Here is a 19,211-nt window from a genome sequence, read left to right on the forward strand (position 1 = left end):
CAGCCCAACAACTACGCATGAAAATCGAGCGCTGCGAACTTCCGCACCCGGTATTCGAGGAGCACCTCACTGCACTCAAACGGCGCATCGATGACGCTCTGGCTGGCTTTGCCCCCAAAGTCGTTCGTGTGCCTGGCCCGAGTCGGGTGGGCAAATCTTCGCTTATCGCAAAGCTGTCACGTGACTACCCTGAAACCCACAACGAAGGACGGCGCCATGTCCCCGTGCTGGCTGTGAGGGTGCCCCACTCGGCAACGGTCAAACTGCTTCCCAAAAGTGTACTGCGTGCGCTGGGCATTCAGGTTCGTGGCGGCATGACAGAGAGCGCGATGTTCGACCTGATGGTGGAGCAGCTTCGCCTCGCCGGCACGCGTGTCGTCATTTTCGATGAGATATCGCACCTCGTCGATGAAGGGTCACGCGTGCCTCCGCGCGCAGCCAGCGACTGGCTCAAGACCCTAACAGACACGCCCGGGATGACGCTGATTCTCTTCGGCATTCCGCGTCTTGAGCGACTTTTTTCGGCTAATGAACAGCTGCGCAATCGGGCTTGTCCTCCACGCAATTTCCTGCCGTACGACGCCAGCGATACCGGGCAGATGACGGCATACGACGCGTGTGTCATGAACTACGCACGAATGTTCGCCGCAGCTGGTTACCCCATTGACGTGCGGCCTCGTGTGCTGACGCAACAAAGCTATCTGCTTACCGGCGGCCTCATAGGCGTGCTGGCTGACTTCATGCGCGAGCTGGCGAGCTTGATGGCGGACGAAGCACCGCGCGCCATTACATACGCTGACTGTCAAAAGGTGCTTGAAGAAGTCAACCACGCGGGGTCGCCGCACAGACTGGCCTTCCAGGATTCGGCTATCGAAGATGCGGGCGTGGAACCAGCGGCACTGAAACAGGCATACGTTCATGTCCTGACCAGTAATGCAGCATCCGTTCCAGTTCGTAAAAAATCAGGAGTTAAATAATGAGCCTCGTTGTTACATACGCACCCAGGGACGACGAGTCCGGGATGGGCTACTACCGACGCCTCGCTGCAGACAACGCCCTTTTCCACTGGCGTGACCTCGCTAGTACGGCGGGCGTCGAGCGGAATCGCCGTTCCTTGCTCACACGCACGGACGAAATGGCCCGTAACCTCGGCCTGGACCCGGCATGGACCGAAATTGCCGGACAGCAGGAAAACCTCTGCCGGGACTGGGGACGTCTGCACCGTGTTCAATCTGATGCTGTGTGTCCGGCGTGTCTGGCCGAGTCGCCTTACCTGCGACGCCACTGGGAACACGTCTATGTGACGGCATGTCCACAACATCGAATCCTGTTAGTCGACCAGTGCAACGCATGCGGGAAGCACCTGTCGCCGGAGCGGCTCTACATTGGACTGTGCTCGTGCGGTCATGACCTGAGCAGCCTGCCACGTGTGCCGGCGACACGGGCACAGCAGTGGTTGTCGGCGCTGATTGCGAGCAACGGTCGGCAGTCTGGCAGCATGAAACCGCTGCTCCACGGCGTCGACATCAATGTGCTGGTAAAGGTCATCCGCACGCTCCGGCAGCATGCGGACCCGACGCGCCCCGGGTTGCCGCGCGGCGCCGCATTGCCGAAGTTCGTCACCGAAGCGGTCGAACTTCTCTCGCCGCTCGAAGCCTTGCTCGCCGACTGGCCAACGGGCTTCCGGAATCACGTCGAGCAGCGCATTGCCGCCGGTCGCAAAGATGCCCGCACGCTGAACACGTTGCTCGGCGACTGGTACATCAGTCTGCGCAAGCTCTGCCTCGGCACTGCGCTCGAACCTCTGCTTCAAATTGTCATCGATGTCGCCGCGCAGAAGTCCGATTGTGTTCTGGGCATGGATTCGGCCAAAGACATGGCCGAAGATGCGACGGGATACATGCGCGCGCCAGCTGCTGCGAAGGCTATCGGCGTTAGCGTTTCACGTTTGCGTGACTCGATAGACGCTGGCGAGTGCAAGCACCGCGCGCGACGCACTGGCACCCGCGGCCAGCTGTTCGAAATTCCGTGCGCTGAGGTTGAGCGCATACAGCGGCAACGCGCCGGGTGGATTTCCGACAACGATGCCAGTGAACTGGCGGGCGTGCCACCCATCGTGCTCGAACGCATGAAAACCGGCGGCGTGGTCCAGTCAGACAAGCGCTGGCGCGAAGACCTGATGAAAGGCGGTCCGGTCGAACGTCAATCCGTCCTGGATTTGTATGAGCGTGTGGGCCGATGGGCGCAGCCTATTGCGGTGGCCGACGATGCGACACTCACATGGGCGCACCTGACCAGCCGGCGAATGGGTGACAGAAGGGCTATCGAGTCGCTGATGCAAGCCATCGCAAATGGCAACGTGAAAGCCGTCGCGCGTGGCCAGACGCTGGGCGAGATGACATTCCTGCGGACAGACGTGTCGCCGTATTTCGGCACACCGCTGCTCGAGGCTGGCATGTCGATTCAGCAACTGGCCAAAGCGACGGGATGGAAATGGGAGTCTATCTCACACTGGGTAGACGAAGGACTGCTGGCGTCGGAGCTGATTCAAAGACGTGGTCAGACTTGCCGGGTCGTGCTGCCGCACCAATTGGTGGAGTTCCGGCAAGCCTATGTTCCGCTGGCCGACCTCGCCCGTGCCATGGGTACGAAGTCGTCGGCACTCTCCCGCTTGCTGCACAGCGTCGAACTGGTCGGCGCGAAACGGCTTCCTGATGGGGCCGTGCGGGGAGGTCTGATTCGTATCGCCGACCTCGGCCGGCTGGCAGTTATCGGTGCGAGAGAAGGTTACGACCTTTTTGTGCCCGCATCGTCGACGCCATGAACCAGCGAGCGACACGTCGAAAGACCGGCATGTCCCGACCGGCGAATCGTGCGCCTGTAGGGACGAGGTCGGGCCCGCACGGAGTGCCGCCAGGTCTCTCGGGCTAAACCAAACGTACGGCTCTCTACCACCACCAGGAGACTGCGATGCCCATCTGGAAACCGCGCCCTACATCCGAAATGCCACGGATTCCGTTGTCTCGATGGCGCATATTCGAGACCGAGGATGGGAGTCGTCATTTTGTTGGCGTGGACATGTTCGACTGGTCCGGTCGCGTCAGTTCCCAGATAGTCGCATTCGACCGCGTCGCGTTGCAGGGTACGACAGAGACGGGTCGCATTTATGAGCTGGTCGGCAGGAAAGGCTCTTCGTTGAATGTCGAATACGTCTGGATAAGGTGGTGCGAAATATACGAGGTGGCGTCCTACACGGACGTCACCGACCGTCTGCTTGAGGGAGAAGATGATGACGACGCCACGTGAGCGCACGAAAGCCATTACTGATACCCGCGAACTATTACAGATGCTCGCCCGTGCTGACGAAATAACCATCGGCGGTCTTGTCCAGACGGTGGCGCTCGGCCTGCTCAGGCACTATCCGCTCGACAACGACCTGGACGTGTCGAGCGCTGCGTTACCCGAAATTTGGGCCGCACCTGAACACCGGCAATCGGGCTCTACCGCGGCCCCGCAGTGTCAAGGAAACGCCCCTGGTGAGAACAACGCTGGTGAAGTTCGCAGTCGAGGAGAAGATGATGGCTGCAAGGCATACGGTTCCTGACGATTTTCCGAGAGCACCGACGCTTGGAGTTGTGTCCGGTGTACAACCTAAGCTCCTGGTGCGAGAGATGGGCGGGCGGTATCACACCGGCCTTACAGACGAAGAGCTTTGGACGCGTTATGACGTGTGCGAGGACCTTGCCGGTCAACTCGCGGGATACGCGTCGCGAAAGATGTCTGTGCCAGGCCTGTCGCTGGACGACGCGTTGCAGCGGGTCGAGAAAGGTCTGAAAGCGAAGGTGGACGGCGGCCAGTGGGATTTTTCTCGCGCAGAGATAGCGTGGACGTTGAATCGCTTGCGTAAGCTGCTCTCGGCAACGCGAAATGAGGTAGGAGACAGTGGGGGTTCGTGACAATACGCGCCCACCGCAAGTTCTCACGCTATGAGTATGGATTCCGGGACGATTGCCACGAGGGGGTTGTTGTGACTATCGCAGAAGCAGCAGATTACCTGTTCGTCAGTCGTCCACACGTTCGCAAGCGCCTCGCCGCAGGAAAGCTCACTGAGGTGTTGCCGAGAGACCCAACTGGCCGCATCAATATCGACGTTGTTTCCGTAGAGTCATACCGGACTGCGAGGGACGCCGCGATGCGCGCCTATCTCGATTCGCAGGCCGGCCGAGGACAGCGACCCGCAGGGACTATGAGAGCGTGTTACGTCGGTCTGTGATTCGGTTACCCGACCGTTTAACCATCGCTCGCCGCTAATGAGGAGGGGAATATGTCTTCGCAAAACAGTCTGGACCTGGATATTGCGCTTCGGAAGATTCACGAGCTGGCTATCGCAGACGGCGATTTAGGGTTCGCCTACTGGCACGCAATCGGGCAGCTTTTACGGCGAGCAGGTGATATGCAAGACGAAATAGATTTCCTCACAAGAGAGCTGGAGCGATGTCGCGCCATCCTTGCTCGAAATTGCGGCTGAACTTCGCGAGCACTATCGTTACGTCACCTATCAGGAGGTCATGCCACCCACGCGGAGCGAACGACGTAAATGGTCTTGCCGTCCCTGGAGAAGTGATAGCTCGCGACCCGGCTGCATGCAGGTGTGGTTGGGTCCTTGAGCTTTTCAAGCGCGCGCACGAGGCTGGCTCGGAAATTACTCTTGTTGGGCCCATATCCGCAAAGCTGATGCAACAGTTCAGCCGGCAACGGCTTCGGCCGAGCGTGCCCCGCATAGAAGTTTGCTAGCCATCCCCTCAACCCATCATATCTTGCGGCACCACTTTCGACAGCTGTCCACGCGCCCGCTCCGAACAGTTCCGCCACGGAAGTCGTGACCCGAAGCGAAAGCACGTCGCTGCCTTTGAAAGGCTCAACGGACTCACCGTCCTCGAACTTCACCGACAGCAGCTTCGGCACGTCGATGTTCATGCGCTCGTGGCGAATGCGCACCTGGGCAAAGCTCAGACGAAGTAGACTGGCCCGTATGGCACTGTGCGCCTTGACGCTGTATTTGTTTCCCATGCGGCACGCGAACTCATAGAACGTAGTTTGCTGATACCGAGGGTTCTCCTCAGGACAAAGGGGTACGTCACGGTAGTATTCGAGACAGGTCGAGTAGACCAGCCGGTCGAACTGACAAAGGCCATACCCGCTGAACATCATGGTGATGTCTTTGAACGTGCCAATTTTCTCTTCAGTCACCAGGCCGGCGGAGCCGCCCGCGAGGATGTTTGCATTGCCGGTCTGAACGCGACACGTCGCGGCAAACAGGGCTGAACGGAGAAACACGTTCGGCAACGCCCGCGCCGTTGTGGACCAGCCCGGCAGATACACATCCGCGCCCACGCGGGTCGCCTGTCGCCGCCGCGAATGGTGAATCTCGCTGGCTGTCGCGTTCGCTGGCAGTTCGGCGACCGCGAGTTGCTCAAGCGACTTCCTGCTCCGGCGTTCGAGTCCGTCAGCGATGTCCTGGAGCCGCTGTGCCGCATCGAGTACAGTCATCTGCTGGTCGGGAGCAGCAGTCAATGCCGCGCTGGCCGTGAGGTTTGCGAGGGCGCGCAGTTCAGCGACTTTGCCCCCTGGATGCCTTGTCGCCTGCAACTTAGCCATTCTGCTGCTCCAGGAGCCGGGCGACGCCTTTCGTCGTTGTCTGCGACATCGCGGCGTCAACGACGCGGGGCTCATAGGATTCGGAAGGCACGTTTTGCGAAACGCACACGCCGACCGAACGGCGAGCCGGTTGATGCTGGCAATATGAAACTGGTCTGGACATGGCGAACACATTCACGTAGGTGATACCCGTGTATATGCGCGCAGGACGACCACAACATCATGAAATTGAGCCTCGCAGCACTACTTTCCAGAATATGCCCGAAAAACAGGGCAGTTATTCGCTTCGGCCGCCGATTGCGCGACTTGTACTCCGCAGCAGCGTGGCTTGTACCCTGTATCGTCGGCACGTGTACCCGACATCACCGCAACTTGTACTCTGCATCGCCTTCCACATGGCCGACGCGAAGAACAACCACTGAAGTCAGGAAATTATCGCCGGCCGCAGCATGGCCTAATATCTGTAGACTCTGTAATCGAGGTAGCCGGGCGAGTGCGGTCTGGGGCTGGCGGGCTTCCTCGTCAGCTGACTTCCGGTGCTCCGAGGCTGCACGGATGTGTTTCCAGCCAAGTCGGTCTGCATTGCTTGGTCACGCGACATCGCCCGATGTTTGAGGAAAACGGCGATGCGACGCACCTCCTCGTGAATGCAAATGACAGTCACCCGCCCTGGTCAGCAAGGCGTGCCTCACTCGAGTCTCTTGTCACGCCCCGTTCGATGGCAACCAGACAGTCATCGCAAACGCCATCTGCTACCCGAACGGGAATAGAATCCTTGGTCGACGTCTTGCTGACCAGGGCGGGCGATACTACACCGCGCGCCGTGAGTCCCGCTACCGCCCGATGGCGTGTCGCCTCGCGTTTCTGTGTAACTCACTAACCGTTCCACCCTCACCACGCTTCCCGGGCGTGCGACGCAGCTTCGGCCTTCCGGTGAATGCCCGAATGCGCGTTGACAAGCCAGTCTCTGGTACGCCGGTAATCCTCAATGTGAATCGGCGGTTCGCATCAACGACGGCCGCAAACGAACGGATACCTGGACAGCACACTGGCTCCCGCCGAAACTCCGGAACGCAGCGCCGCGCAAACAATAGCACGGCCCGACGACGTACTGCTCGTCGATGACAGGCTCCAGCCGTTCTCTGCGTTCGGCGACTTCTCCCGACGTGCATCAATAAGGCCGAATCAATCCTGGTAGTTCGCGGCCGCGTTACCGCGCACGCATCCGAAGCTGGCAGAAGCATCCATCTTCCAGGGGCGACTCACGACAATTTCGCGAGCAATTTGATGAAGTTGCGCTTCGCACGATACGCCGCCCGAATCTCCTCCAGCTCACCAGAGAACTCCGCGCGTTCATCCAGCCGTGCCCGGAGCATGCCGATAGCCCGCACGATTTCAAACGCCTCGTCATATCGGGCGTTGCGCGTGCCGCCCTCGGCAGCTATCGGCAGCAGCCGGTGATACAGGGCGATGGCATCGTGCGGATGAGTCTTGCCGCGGACAGACGCCATTTCAGGCCATAGCTGCGTGGCGACCGGGCCGGCGGTAAACGTTTCCCATGCGACGTCATTTTCCTTGCCAGCGAGAAAAATCCTGACCAGCTCGGTTCGCGTGCCGCGTTGCCAGACGGTGCGCTTCGATTTTGCGGTCGCTTCCTCTTCACTGACCAGCGCCCTGAGATGTTTGAGTGCACGCTCCCGGGTTTCTGCATGTCTGCCGGTGACAGTAGCGACCTCCATCAAAGCCGGAAATGCTTCAGCCGTCGGACGCATCTCGAAACGTCGCCACGCGTACGCGTCGGCCTTGTCGAATTCGCTGCGCCGCAGATACGCCTCGATGCAGAAGTCGAGCAGACGCTGGTCAAAGCTTTGGCCTGACTCCGCGATGCCGCGCTCGGCCCAGGCGAGCCCCTCGTCCGGACGACCGTGCTCCACACAAAGCTCCGCGACCACCTGAAACCGGTACGGGCTGGACAGGTCCTTCGAGTGGATGCGGATGAGCGCGTCGACATCTCCGTCGAGTTCGGCCAGCGCCGCCATCGCGTGTTCGAGCTGCATCCGCGGCGAGTCGTATGAGCGTCGGTATTCCTTGCCCGGTGCGAGTACGGGCATCGCTTCCCATGCTTCGTTGACGAGTTCGCGATAGCGGCGCAACCCGCTCTTGCCCAGCGGCTCCGCGTACGCCGGCAGGACGTTGTAGAAGGTGTCCCACTTGCCTTCTGTCTGGAAGCGGAAGAGCCGCTCCGCTAGCTTCACCGGGTCGGGGCCAGTTACCTTGCATGCATCGAGGTGCACAGAGGCCAGTTCGAGAATCGCCGGCATCACGTCGCCATTGGAGTCGTCAATCTGTTCGAGACTCTTTTCTGCGCCGGCAATCGCCAGCTCGCATAGCTCGACCACCTGCGCGGCGTGAGGTCCGGAAAGCCTTTGCCGCAGCATGTCGGCCAGCGACATCAGGCCGTCGCCGTATGCGCCTGACTCGCGCCAGCCCAGCGGGCGTGAGAGGAGTGTCGCCTGCTTGATGGCAGCCTTCATGCCGGGCAGGTCGGAGGCCCCTGCCGCACGCGCAGCGAACAGCAGCTTGTCGCGCAGCGCAAGGTCCTGTTCGACGGCGTCCATCAACAACTCCTGAAGCGCGTCCCTGCCTAACGTCGCCACATATTCCCGAATGACTTCCTCGTAGGTCTTCCGCTTCTTGCGCAGCTTCCCCGGCGCCGGCTCATCGGCGTGAAACACCTCTTCACCGGCGTTTTCGAGCCAGGAGAGCGCAACGGCAACAGCGTGCTTGCAGAAGACGCCGTCGTCGCCCACGGGGCAGTTGCAGTCGTATGCGAGTTCGCCATTGTCGACGGCGAGTTCGACCCGGTACCTGTGCGTGCCGTGCACGGTCGCACGAACCGATTCGTCGCGCTCGTCCAGGCGGGAGACGACGCCATCGTGGAAATAGGCCTTGCCGCGCGCAAACGTCTTCGTGTCGGCCAGCGACTGGACTTCGGCAAGCGTGAGAACCTCGGAAAGCTTTGCAGACTCGGACATCGGGTGACTGGTGAAAAACGGGAAATGCCGCGACCGGCGGCGCACAGGCACGATGATACGTCGATGGGCAAGCGGGCGCCCGATTCGGAACGTGTGCGTGCTGACCTGACGAACAACATCCTGCCCGGTTCGGCGCGACTTTGCTTCAGATTCCGGGTGGATATTCTCACGGCCCAACAGCTAACGATGCAGCATCAAGGTTTCTTACCCGACCATAAATTCTTTTGGCCTGACTTCGGAACTGGCTGGACTAACCTATACGCTCATTTGACGGGACCGGACACCCAACGACCATGATTGAACTTACCGAAGAACAAATCGCCGACGGGGAACTCCGCAAGGCTGCCTACCATGAAGCGGCTCACAAAATTGGTCTACGAACGATTTGGTGGCGCTGGCGACGCGGTCGTATGGAGAAACGAGAGCGGGAACCCGGAGGAGAGGGCGTGGCGTGGGCAGTTTCGACCTCGCACCTGTCCCGAGGAGATGCGAGCCATTGCTCTGGCGTCCTGGTCTTCCATTCCTGACCTACCCGCGAACTGGAAGGCGCTCGTCGGCATCGCTGCCCTGATGGCCGAGGAAATTCTGTACGATGGCACGGACGATGCCGGTGTAATTGCCGATGCCCTTCACCAGAGAATCTCGGATGGAGAGGCCTCAGCCTCCGACCTCGCGATGATGGGCATCGCGGATATCGAGAGCTATGAGCTGAGAGACGAACTCGTCGAAGAAGCAAGGTGGATTTTGCAAGAAAGGTGGCAGGCCGTGCAACAGGAGGCCGAATATCTGATTGAGTCCTCCACCGAGTAGCTTTTGTTCATTGAACTTCGCCTCGGTGCGGCGGAGCTAGTCGCGCAGCGCGCCTCCCGCGACGTGGACGAAAATCATGTCGCGGGTAATTTAGAGGGCCGCGCTGAATTGCTGCTGGTCGAGAGAAATGGTTGCGATGATGGACTCGAACTCCACCATCAAATCCGGATGGCGTTGGGTAACATATCGCCGTGCGGGTTCATTTTCGAGGAGCTTGGCGAGATACCCTTTCGCGAGCACCAGATTCAACACGTCCTGGCCATAAGTCTGTTCCACAAGCTTGTACTGTCCCTGCAGATTGCTCATTTCCCGCTCCATCTTCGCCATCTGCTCCGGACTGACCCCGCTCAGCTTGCGTGGCTTCTTGCCTTCCACGAGCAGCGCTGCAGGCGTCGCCACCAGCAACGCCTCGGCGTAAGCGACGGACACATTGTTCGCGGCTACCATCAGTTCAACGCATTCGACCTGCCGCATGGGCTTCATTTTGCGAATGGCGCGAACAAGCTCCGGCGAGAACTGCCGGTCTCCGAGAAGTTCGGCGGCCTCCGGGCACACACCGTCGAGGAGCGACATCTTCTTGATAATCTGGGACACGTCCACTGAAAGAGCTTTCGCCAATCGTTCAGGCGGTACGCCTCTCTCAATCACGCGCCGAATCATATAGTGCTCCTGGATTGTCGAAAGGCGATTAACCCGATTGTTATAGGTGTAGCTCTCGTCGTCGGTCGCGACAAGGCAGGTGGCCCGCTCGTGCCCCAGGTCCTGGATGGCAAGTAAGCGCAGATGCCCATCCAGCAGGACGTGTTGTCCGGAAGACTGGTCAGGCGGCGTCACGGAGAGCGGTTCGATGAGGCCCACCTCCGCAATGGAGGTTCTTATCTGCTTGAATTTGCGCGATTCCATCACGGGAGCCGGTATCCGGCGCGATGGCAAAATACTTGCGACCAGCACCGACAACGGCTCGGGAATGAATCCGAGAGACACGCCGGTCATGTAGCACTCCCGCTTGGCCAAACGCGTTCGCCAAGGTACTTGGGAAGGCTGGCCAGTCCTTCCGCGCGCAAAAGGTTGATGAAGTTCTCATCGGCAAACAGTTGCCTCAGTGCACCGACGACAAACAGCAACCGCTGTTGTGTGAATTCGGCCTTTCTGACCATCGATTTCTGACGCTCAACCTCGCGCTCATAGGTCCGCACGAGACTCGATGTCGTGACGGCGGCAGACTTGCTGGTCATATTGCGCGCAGCGCTTCGCCCGAGTGCTTTCCTGCGCTCGATGACGCGGCGAGCGCTCATCAGTTGCTTGCCGCGCAATTTGCCTGACTCGTAGGCCTCCTGGAGTGCGGCCTGTATTTCAGCGTCGTCGTCACCGGCGCCGACAATCATGAGGGCGGCATTCAGGGGAACGAGGCCTTTCTCCACCGCAACCACAAGCCTTTCTTCCCCCTGATGCAACAGCGCGAGGATGCCGTGGACGTAGGTCGCCGTGAGTCCTGTCTTTTCGGCAATGACCTTCGGCGCATATCCCTGCTCCTGCAATTGCCGAATGCCGGCGAGCCGCTCGAGTGGGCGACACTGTCTGCGCGCGATGTTTTCAGTCAGACTCATGACGAACGCGTCCTCATCGCTGACGCTAACCACGAGTGCGGGAATAGTCGTTTCCCCGAGCGTGCGAAACGCTTTCAATCGCCCCTCGCCGCACACGAGCAGATATTTTTCTATGCCGCTGGCCGTGGCTCGTGGCGTGACCACGATAGGCTTTTTGAGACCGATGGTCGCGATGTTGTCGACGATTTCCTTGAAGACCCGACCGTTGCGTTCTCGCGGATTGATGACTTCAATCTGTGAGACGGGAACCATCCGGATTTCCCCGGCCTGCTGCCGCGAGCTCATGCTACCCTCCTGAGACGGGCGCGCTCGGCCATGCCATAGAGGTAGTCCAGCGTATCAAAGCGATAACTCTCAAACTCGATGGGATTCTGGTCTGCCAGATGAATGCGGGGTTGGCAAAAATCCAGATGTGGCAACAGGTAGTAGTCCAGCGTCGCTTCATTGGTCTGGTCGAGCCGCACGGCAACCGTGATGTCCGGCAGAAGGCTCGTGTCAAAGCGCACCTTCCAGTGATTGCGGTCATTGTCATGCGCCTGGCAGCGCGCGAGCACGATGCAGGCTGTGAACTCATCGTTGACCGTCAGCAGGTCGGTTGCCGGGTCGCGTGTCACCGTGCCACCCAAATCCGCGATTTTCGTCTCGGTTTGCGCGACGATTTCCGGATGCAGATGCCGCAGGAAGCGGTTGGTTTCGATGTAACGATAATCGCGCCCGGGCGTAAAACCGACTGTCTGGTATGCACGAATCAGGCTACCGAAGCGGTATACATACACCGACGTAGATGGCATGCCGTCGGTTTCATCAATCACAACGCCTGACAGAAACCCGCGACTCCGGTACAGGCTACGCAGTCGCTCGATTAGCTCCTCATCTGAATAGCGACGCGCTCGCGCTCTCATGATGCCCTGGGCGGTGTAAAACGTCTCGCTCGGCACGATGGCCTGAAATGCACCTTCCTTTCGAATCCACATGTCAGGTGTGTTGGTTACCCGCAGTTTCTTCAATTTGAACGACACACGGTTGTACACGTTGTTGCCGATGTATTTCTCGTTGGTCAATACCTCCCGTACCGTTGCCCGTGTCCATTCCCGGTCAAGGTCAGTCCGCACGCGCATGCCGTTCAGACGCGCAGCAATTTCGTACTCGTCGAGCGACCCATCGATAAACCAGTCGTAAATCAGGTTGACGGTTCGCACTTCGTTTTCCGGCCCCGGCATGAGAATTACGCGGTCTGTCTGCAGACTTTTATGTTCGCCACGGCGCAATTCTGCTTTCATGAGACCGTGGTCATCGACTAACACGCGGCGCAGTCCGTAGCCAGCCGGTCCTCCTTGCCGGAAGCCCATCTCAATCAAACGGCACTGGCCGGCAAACACCTTCGCTGACAGCTCCCGGCTGTATTCGCCGGCCATGGCCCGCTTTACCCCTTTGACGATAGTCGAGACGGGTGAGCCGTCATTCTCAAACTGCTCGGCGCAGTACGCGACCTGGATGCCGGCGCGGCGGCATATGTACTCGTAATACGCGCTCTCGTCAGCATCCTGGAATCGCCCCCATCGACTCACGTCGTAGACGAGGATGACGCAGAAGTCAGCATTGCCGTTGACTACATCGGAGATGAGATTTTGAAGTGCCTGCCGGCCGTCGATTCGAAGGCCGCTTTTACCTTCGTCGGCATATGTGCGGACGATTTCGAATCCGCGGCGGGCTGCGTAGTCTCGAATCCGGTCGCGCTGATTCTCCGTCGAATACTGCTGGTGTTCGGTCGACATGCGGACATACTCCGCTGCACGCCCGGCAGATGAATTGGCTACGACTGGTGCATCCGCGTTATTGAATGACATGCTCCACCCCGCAACTCAGACACGCGGCAGGCATCGGGCGCAAGGGAGCGTCGAATTCGAGCGTCGCGGTTTCACATCAGATGGTCGCGTTCGAAAGCGAACGGTGACAAGGCAAAGGTAGCAGGCCCGACGCCAATGTGTATCAAGTCATCTCTTTGCAATTACATCGGTGGTGCCGTCGGTGCAGACAGCACGGCTATGTGAACGGTCCACGCGTCCATTTTTGCAACGCCGGCGTCATGCGCGTGAGAGAGCACGTAGAACCCGGAGCCCAGCGGCTTGGGGAGCCCGATGACATCCATCTTTGCAATTGGTCTGCAACTCCGGCGCGCATTGCGCAACCGCTGCATAGAGCGGTTGCGCTCCCGATACTCCGGATGGGCCGCGCGATATTCGCGCCAGTAGCTCGAGTGGCGTTCGCGCCATCGTTCCTGCGCCCGGGCCTGGTTGTCCCGATAGTCACTGTCGACGCGGAGCCGGTTGTTCTGCCAGTCGCGGCGCCGGGCGCGCTGGCACGCCTTCGAGGAGCAATATCGCTGGTGGGGAACATGCGGCAACGGCGCGAACGCGCTGCCACAGGCGAGACAAAGGCGGGTCGATTTCATGAGTGCCCTCCGCGCGGGATGCGTCAGGTGAGCGCGGACGCCACGACCGGCCGGCGAAATCACCCGCCCGAAACGAGGATGGGCGAGCTTATTAAGTAGGTGTATTGCTAACTTTCGTCTCCCACAGCTTTCTGGACGCGGCAGTCCAACGGCTCAACCTTGCATTTTCGCCAATCCGCGGTTCTTGCGCACGCAATGATGGGCGATGGTGATGGGAGAATTCCGCCAGGACGGTCCCAGACGATTATCGGGTTCTGGGCTCGAGGAGATAAATCTCACCCGTTGGTTCCAAAAATCTCATGCGACGCTTCTCAGGGACGGCAGAGCCTTGTCGGGTGGTGTGAAAAATCTCGCATTATTGGTCTTGCTACAGGTGGTTGTAGATAGCCTCACACCCCGCGAAAAAACGGACCCATAAGTTGCGAGACTTATGGGTCTTTTTTTATCGATAGACAGATTCCGGGACGACTCCACCGCCGCACATAAAAAAGCGCCGCAGGCATTCAGCCTGCGGCGCCATTACGTTGCGCTACGACGGGAACCTACAACTCAAACAACCCGCCGTAACCCAACCGCACACTTACATCTCGACGGTATTCGCCACTTCCTGGAAGTCAGCGATCTGGTCGAAGTTCATGTACTGATAGATCTTGTCGCCGTCCGCGTTGAGCACGCCCATGTCGGCCATGTACTCGTCCTTGGTCGGGATCTTGCCCAGACGCGAGCAGATCGCCGCCAGTTCCGCCGAACCAAGGTACACGTTCGTGTTCTTGCCCAGACGGTTCGGGAAGTTACGGGTCGAAGTCGACATGACCGTCGCGCCTTCGCGCACCTGTGCCTGGTTGCCCATGCACAGCGAGCAGCCCGGCATTTCGGTACGCGCGCCAGCCGTGCCGAAGACGCCGTAGTGGCCTTCCTCGGTCAGCTGCTTCTGGTCCATCTTGGTCGGCGGGGCGACCCACAGCTTGACCGGAATATCGCGCTTGCCTTCGAGCAGCTTCGACGCGGCACGGAAGTGACCGATGTTGGTCATGCACGAGCCGATGAACACTTCGTCGATCTTCGCGCCGGCCACGTCCGAGAGCGTCTTCACGTCGTCCGGATCGTTCGGGCAGGCCACGATCGGCTCGTGCACGTCGGCAAGGTCGATCTCGATGACGGCTGCGTACTCGGCGTCCGCGTCCGGTTGCAGCAGTTGCGGATCGGCCAGCCACGCTTCCATCGCCTTGATACGGCGCTGCAGGCTGCGCGGGTCCTGGTAGCCCTGGGCGATCATCCACTTCAGCAGCGTGATGTTGCTGTTGAGGTACTCGATGATCGGTTCCTTGTTCAGGTGCACCGTGCAACCGGCGGCCGAACGTTCTGCGGAAGCATCCGACAGTTCGAACGCTTGCTCGACCTTCAGATCGGGCAGGCCTTCGATTTCGAGAATGCGGCCCGAGAAGATGTTCTTCTTGCCTTGCTTGGCGACCGTCAGCATGCCTTGCTTGATGGCGTACAGCGGGATTGCATTGACGAGGTCACGCAGGGTCACGCCCGGCTGCAACTTGCCCTTGAAGCGCACGAGCACCGATTCCGGCATGTCCAGCGGCATCGTGCCCGTAGCGGCCGCGAAAGCGACCAGGCCCGAACCTGCGGGGAAGCTGATACCGATCGGGAAGCGCGTGTGCGAGTCGCCGCCGGTGCCGACGGTGTCGGGCAGCAGCATGCGGTTCAGCCACGAGTGGATCACGCCGTCGCCCGGGCGCAGCGCGATGCCGCCACGCGTGCTGATGAAGTTCGGCAGCGTCTGGTGCGTCTTCACGTCCACCGGCTTCGGATAGGCGGCGGTGTGGCAGAACGACTGCATGACGAGATCGGACGAGAAGCCCAGGCACGCCAGGTCCTTCAGTTCGTCGCGGGTCATCGGGCCCGTGGTGTCTTGCGAGCCGACCGAGGTCATCTTCGGTTCGCAGTACGTGCCCGGGCGCACGCCTTGGCCTTCCGGCAGACCGCAGGCGCGGCCGACCATCTTCTGCGCGAGCGAGAAGCCCTTGCCGCTGTTGGCCGGCTGCTGCGGCAGGCGGAACAGCGTCGACGGCGCCAGACCCAGCGCTTCACGCGCCTTGGCGGTGAGGCCGCGGCCGATGATCAACGGAATGCGGCCGCCGGCGCGCACTTCGTCGAACAGCACGTCGGACTTGACCTGGAACTCGGCGATCACTGCGCCGTTCTTCAGCGCCTTGCCTTCGTACGGGCGCAGTTCGACCACGTCGCCCATTTCCATCTGCGACACGTCGAGCTCGATCGGCAGGGCGCCGGCGTCTTCCATCGTGTTGTAGAAGATCGGAGCGATCTTGCCGCCCAGGCACACGCCGCCGAAGCGCTTGTTCGGGATGAAGGGGATGTCTTCGCCCGTGAACCACAGCACCGAGTTGGTGGCCGACTTGCGCGAGGAGCCGGTGCCGACCACGTCGCCCACGTAGGCAACCAGATGCCCCTTTTCCTTCAGCGACTCGATGAATTTGACCGGACCACGCTTGCCATCTTCTTCCGGTGTGATGCCGGGGCGGGCGTTCTTGAGCATCGCCAGCGCGTGCAGCGGGATGTCCGGGCGCGTCGTGGCGTCCGGGGCCGGCGAGAGGTCGTCGGTGTTGGTTTCGCCCGTCACCTTGAACACGGTGATGGTCAGGCTTTGCGGCACTTCCGGACGGCTCGTGAACCATTCGGCGTCGGCCCAGCTTTGCAGCACGGCGCGCGCGTTGGCGTTGCCCTTGTCGGCCAGTTCCTTGACGTCGTGGAACTGGTCGAACATCAGCAGGGTTTTCTTCAGCGCGTCGGCGGCCACGGTGCCCACTTCAGCGTCGGAAAGCAGCTCGATCAGCGGGGCGATGTTGTAGCCGCCCAGCATCGTACCGAGCAGTTCGGTGGCGCGAGCGCGCGGGATCAGCGCGCAGGCGGTCTCACCCTTGGCCACGGCGGCGAGGAAGCCCGCCTTCACGCGCGCGGCTTCGTCCACGCCTGCGGGCACGCGGTGGGTGATCAGGTCGAGCAGGGTCTGCTCTTCGCCGGCAGGCGGATTCGCCATCAGTTCCACCAGTTCGGCGGTCTGCTGAGCCGTCAGCGGCAGGGGAGGAATGCCGAGCGCGGCGCGAGCGGCTACGTGAGCACGAAAATTTTCAAGCATGGGGGGACCTGCTGGTATTTGCGTTTCAGGGGGAGGCTTTTCCGGCACTGCAAGGCTGTTCCGGGCGCGGCTTTGATCGCGATTCTAATTCCAATACCCAGCAGCGTCAAATGTCTTATGTCTTATATAAGAGTTGAAAAGTACGCAAAAAACCGCCGCTATCAGGGTCCTGGTGCTTCTCGTGGGAAATTTGGCGGCTTGCCCGGGAGCCTTGTCGCACAAGCATTCCGGGCCATCCGGCTGTCGTCAGCAGGTGCGTAGATGATCTGTGTAGCTACTCGCCATCATCGTGGATTGTTCTCTGACTGGAGATGGACCGTACCAGATCGTGAATTTTACTATGTGAAATGAAATAGGGCGTTTGAGGCCCGCCTTGGGCGCTGGCGTTCTCGAGAAAGGAACCGGTCGTGGCTCCGATGGCAGCTATCCACAGACCCCTGCGGATAACCCAAGGAAAAGCCCTGGAAATCACTGTGCACGAATCGGGGATAACTTTGCCGCGCAAAAAAACGGCGAAAAGTTGTTAGCAGCAGCCCGGCGTTGTCCTTGAAACGCCCGCAGGGTTATGAATTTTCCACAACCTTGATTACTCAGTGGTTTTTCACGGTTATCCACAGGAAACCCAGGGGCTTATTAACTATTACTACGTTTACGTATACATAAATTAAAAAACCTTAGAACCGTCGTGCCAGCAGTGATGCAAGCCGCCGGAAACACCTCCACCGGCGGCATCGAACAGAACAGAACAATCAAATCAGCCGGACATACAACTCCGTGCGCAAGTCGTCCGGTGCCACTTCGTCGGGCGTATTCAAATAAATTTCGAACGACGGCGTCGAAAAATCGATCTTGTGCCCGGACTTCGGCAGCCAGTCGTTGTAGAACCACATCCACGCATCGCCTAGACCTTGATGCGGCCCCTTGTGGAGCAGCATCGCGTGCTGGCCGCCCCGCAAATGAATCTTCTCGACGGGCGCAATGATGTCGACGTCCGTTGGCTGCTCCAGATGGATCGCCGCTTTCGAGCGCAGCTTCGACGCTTCGACCTGGTTGGGATCGTCGTAGTAGATGCCAACCATACGCGCGCCCGAGGTGCGCACCTGGCGCTCGCCGAGCCACTGCGCGAGCGTATAGAACGCGTCGCCGATCTTCATATACGGACCCACATGGCTGACGGCCAGCACGTCCATCGGTTCGAGGGTGAGGAGCTTTACGTCGCGGTGTTGCATGATGGCGTCTCCAGGTTCCACGGCCGCGCGGGCCGTGCAGGTTCGGATGCTTGAACGCGCAGGTTCATGCGCTTCAAGATAGCACCGCGCCTGGAAGACGTGCTTTTCCGGCATCAGGCACGCCGAACGCGCCTGTAGTGACTGTAAGTCAAAGCCCCCTGGGCGTAAGTCGTGATGATGCTGACGGCCGCGCACCCGGAGCGCACTACGTCAGAACTGTGCCAGTGAGCGCGCATTCACGGTGCGGCGGGCGTTTGAAGGATCGTGGAGTCGAAAAGATGCGCCTGCTGTGCCGCGGCAGAGCAGTGCGCGGCGAGGCTGCTCAGAAAAGGAATAGCTAAACAAACGCGAGCAAGCGGGAACAAGCTGGAACAACAGGTGAACGCACGGGACAATGCGCCGGGGCGCAGGAAAAGTCGCGCGGGGCGGGAAAAATGCGGCACGCGGGACGCGCATGCTGTAGGCTTTGCACCCGTAACAGCAAGGAGAGTTTGCATGTCGAGTACATTCGTCTGCCGCAATCAGTCGTGCGGCACCCCGTGGGAGCAGAGCGAGGTGGTGATCAAGAACGAGGGCCAGGGCCCGCTGTTCCGTTGCCCGCTGTGCGGCGCTCGCAATTACCTCGAGCAGTTCGAAGACGACGAAGGCAATCCCGTCTATGAGCAGGTGGACGGCAAGCCGTTCCTTTGAGCGGGGCGCGCCCCGGCGATTCGTTAAAGGATTTCGGAGGCGAGCGAGATACCGAAGATGATGCCGCCCACCAGGCCGAGCGCGCGGCCTACGAGCAGCAAGTTCAGATCTTCGTCGAGCATGCCGACATCGCGTCGCTCGCGCAGCACGGTTCGGTGCAGCAGCGGGCGCGGAAACAGCAGACAGGCCGAAATCAGCGCTGGCACGGTGAGCCGGACGGCGGCGCTGTAATGACGATCCGAGGGAAAATCGAGCCAGACCAGTAGCACAACGAGAAGCGCGGTGATGACGGCGCCAACGATTGCGCCGGCGACCAGTTTATCGGTGGGATGCCCTTGCATGACAACTGCCTAAGAGTGTTTTCAATGACTCCATCATCTGATGTACGTCAGAAAAACCCCATCGGAGCAGTCCTAAAACACCACTCGCGCCACGATTGCCGCCAGGGCAATCGCATGAAATGTAAAAGCGCCTGTCACAAAAGTTGTAAACCCGCGCCATGACGCGTTTACTCTGGCTTTTGCCCGGAGAAGACCCCATGCAGGACGTGCTGAGCATCGAGGA

Annotated in this window: 17 protein-coding genes; 8 read left to right on the forward strand and 9 right to left on the reverse strand. The window is 60.1% G+C overall.

Going from position 1 to position 19,211, the window contains the following annotated elements; genetic code table 11:
• Window positions 1-17 precede the first annotated feature (17 nt).
• From L5014_RS33060 to L5014_RS33085, 6 genes are all read left to right on the forward strand, one after another.
• On the forward strand, window positions 18-977 hold the full coding sequence (locus L5014_RS33060) for a TniB family NTP-binding protein (protein WP_238467999.1): 960 nt from the start codon (window positions 18-20) through the stop codon (window positions 975-977).
• Window positions 977-2,824, forward strand: a complete 1,848-nt coding sequence (locus L5014_RS33065; RefSeq protein WP_238468000.1) for a TniQ family protein — start codon at window positions 977-979, stop codon at window positions 2,822-2,824. The genes L5014_RS33060 and L5014_RS33065 overlap by 1 nt, the downstream gene beginning before the upstream one ends.
• Before the next feature lie 146 nt (window positions 2,825-2,970).
• Window positions 2,971-3,306: a hypothetical protein gene (locus L5014_RS33070; protein ID WP_238468002.1), complete on the forward strand. Its 336-nt coding sequence runs from the start codon at window positions 2,971-2,973 to the stop codon at window positions 3,304-3,306.
• Window positions 3,287-3,604 (forward strand): BPSL0761 family protein, encoded by a 318-nt coding sequence (locus L5014_RS33075; protein WP_238468003.1) that lies wholly within the window; start codon window positions 3,287-3,289, stop codon window positions 3,602-3,604. Before L5014_RS33070 ends, L5014_RS33075 begins: the two co-directional genes overlap by 20 nt.
• Entirely contained in the window at window positions 3,537-3,956 is a 420-nt protein-coding gene (locus L5014_RS33080) for a hypothetical protein (protein ID WP_238468005.1), read from the forward strand. The genes L5014_RS33075 and L5014_RS33080 overlap by 68 nt, the downstream gene beginning before the upstream one ends.
• 368 nt (window positions 3,957-4,324) lie before the next feature.
• Window positions 4,325-4,528 carry a hypothetical protein gene (locus L5014_RS33085; protein WP_238468007.1) on the forward strand — a complete coding sequence of 68 codons (204 nt, stop codon included), beginning with the start codon at window positions 4,325-4,327 and terminating at the stop codon, window positions 4,526-4,528.
• A 38-nt stretch (window positions 4,529-4,566) separates the two neighbouring features.
• Here L5014_RS33085 and trfA read toward each other — a convergent pair whose 3' ends face one another.
• Both trfA and L5014_RS33095 read right to left on the reverse strand, forming a co-directional pair.
• Window positions 4,567-5,658 (reverse strand): plasmid replication initiator TrfA, encoded by a 1,092-nt coding sequence (gene trfA / locus L5014_RS33090; protein ID WP_238468009.1) that lies wholly within the window; start codon window positions 5,656-5,658, stop codon window positions 4,567-4,569.
• Between the two features lie 1,262 nt (window positions 5,659-6,920).
• Window positions 6,921-8,693 carry an SWIM zinc finger family protein gene (locus L5014_RS33095; RefSeq protein ID WP_238468011.1) on the reverse strand — a complete coding sequence of 591 codons (1,773 nt, stop codon included), beginning with the start codon at window positions 8,691-8,693 and terminating at the stop codon, window positions 6,921-6,923.
• A gap of 351 nt (window positions 8,694-9,044) precedes the next feature.
• Between L5014_RS33095 and L5014_RS33100 the strand changes: the two genes are divergently transcribed.
• Entirely contained in the window at window positions 9,045-9,503 is a 459-nt protein-coding gene (locus tag L5014_RS33100) for a hypothetical protein (RefSeq protein ID WP_238468013.1), read from the forward strand.
• A gap of 90 nt (window positions 9,504-9,593) precedes the next feature.
• Here the strand turns inward: L5014_RS33100 and L5014_RS33105 are convergent, their stop codons facing one another.
• From L5014_RS33105 to L5014_RS33130, 6 genes are all read right to left on the reverse strand, one after another.
• A complete protein-coding gene (locus L5014_RS33105; protein WP_238468015.1) occupies window positions 9,594-10,496 on the reverse strand; it encodes a plasmid partitioning protein RepB C-terminal domain-containing protein in 903 nt (300 codons plus the stop codon).
• Window positions 10,493-11,395, reverse strand: coding sequence for a plasmid partitioning protein RepB C-terminal domain-containing protein (locus L5014_RS33110; protein WP_238468017.1), 903 nt, complete (start codon window positions 11,393-11,395; stop codon window positions 10,493-10,495). The genes L5014_RS33105 and L5014_RS33110 overlap by 4 nt, the downstream gene beginning before the upstream one ends.
• Complete coding sequence (locus tag L5014_RS33115; RefSeq protein ID WP_238468019.1) at window positions 11,392-12,957, reverse strand: recombinase family protein; 1,566 nt, start codon at window positions 12,955-12,957, stop codon at window positions 11,392-11,394. Before L5014_RS33115 ends, L5014_RS33110 begins: the two co-directional genes overlap by 4 nt.
• 161 nt (window positions 12,958-13,118) lie before the next feature.
• Complete coding sequence (locus tag L5014_RS33120; RefSeq protein ID WP_238468021.1) at window positions 13,119-13,562, reverse strand: hypothetical protein; 444 nt, start codon at window positions 13,560-13,562, stop codon at window positions 13,119-13,121.
• Between the two features lie 580 nt (window positions 13,563-14,142).
• Window positions 14,143-16,728 carry a bifunctional aconitate hydratase 2/2-methylisocitrate dehydratase gene (gene acnB / locus L5014_RS33125; protein ID WP_238468023.1) on the reverse strand — a complete coding sequence of 862 codons (2,586 nt, stop codon included), beginning with the start codon at window positions 16,726-16,728 and terminating at the stop codon, window positions 14,143-14,145.
• A 749-nt stretch (window positions 16,729-17,477) separates the two neighbouring features.
• The gene (locus L5014_RS33130) at window positions 17,478-17,957 is read right to left on the reverse strand and encodes an AraC family transcriptional regulator (RefSeq protein WP_238468025.1); all 480 of its coding nucleotides are present in this window, start codon (window positions 17,955-17,957) and stop codon (window positions 17,478-17,480) included.
• Between the two features lie 495 nt (window positions 17,958-18,452).
• On the opposite strand from L5014_RS33130, the gene L5014_RS33135 reads away from it, so the two are divergent.
• Entirely contained in the window at window positions 18,453-18,647 is a 195-nt protein-coding gene (locus tag L5014_RS33135; protein ID WP_238468027.1) for a hypothetical protein, read from the forward strand.
• 23 nt (window positions 18,648-18,670) lie between these two features.
• Here L5014_RS33135 and L5014_RS33140 read toward each other — a convergent pair whose 3' ends face one another.
• Entirely contained in the window at window positions 18,671-18,988 is a 318-nt protein-coding gene (locus L5014_RS33140; protein ID WP_238468029.1) for a hypothetical protein, read from the reverse strand.
• Window positions 18,989-19,211 lie beyond the last annotated feature (223 nt).

The sequence above is a fragment of the Paraburkholderia tagetis genome (genome assembly GCF_022213065.1).
In the GTDB taxonomy this organism is placed as follows: Bacteria; Pseudomonadota; Gammaproteobacteria; order Burkholderiales; family Burkholderiaceae; genus Paraburkholderia; species Paraburkholderia tagetis.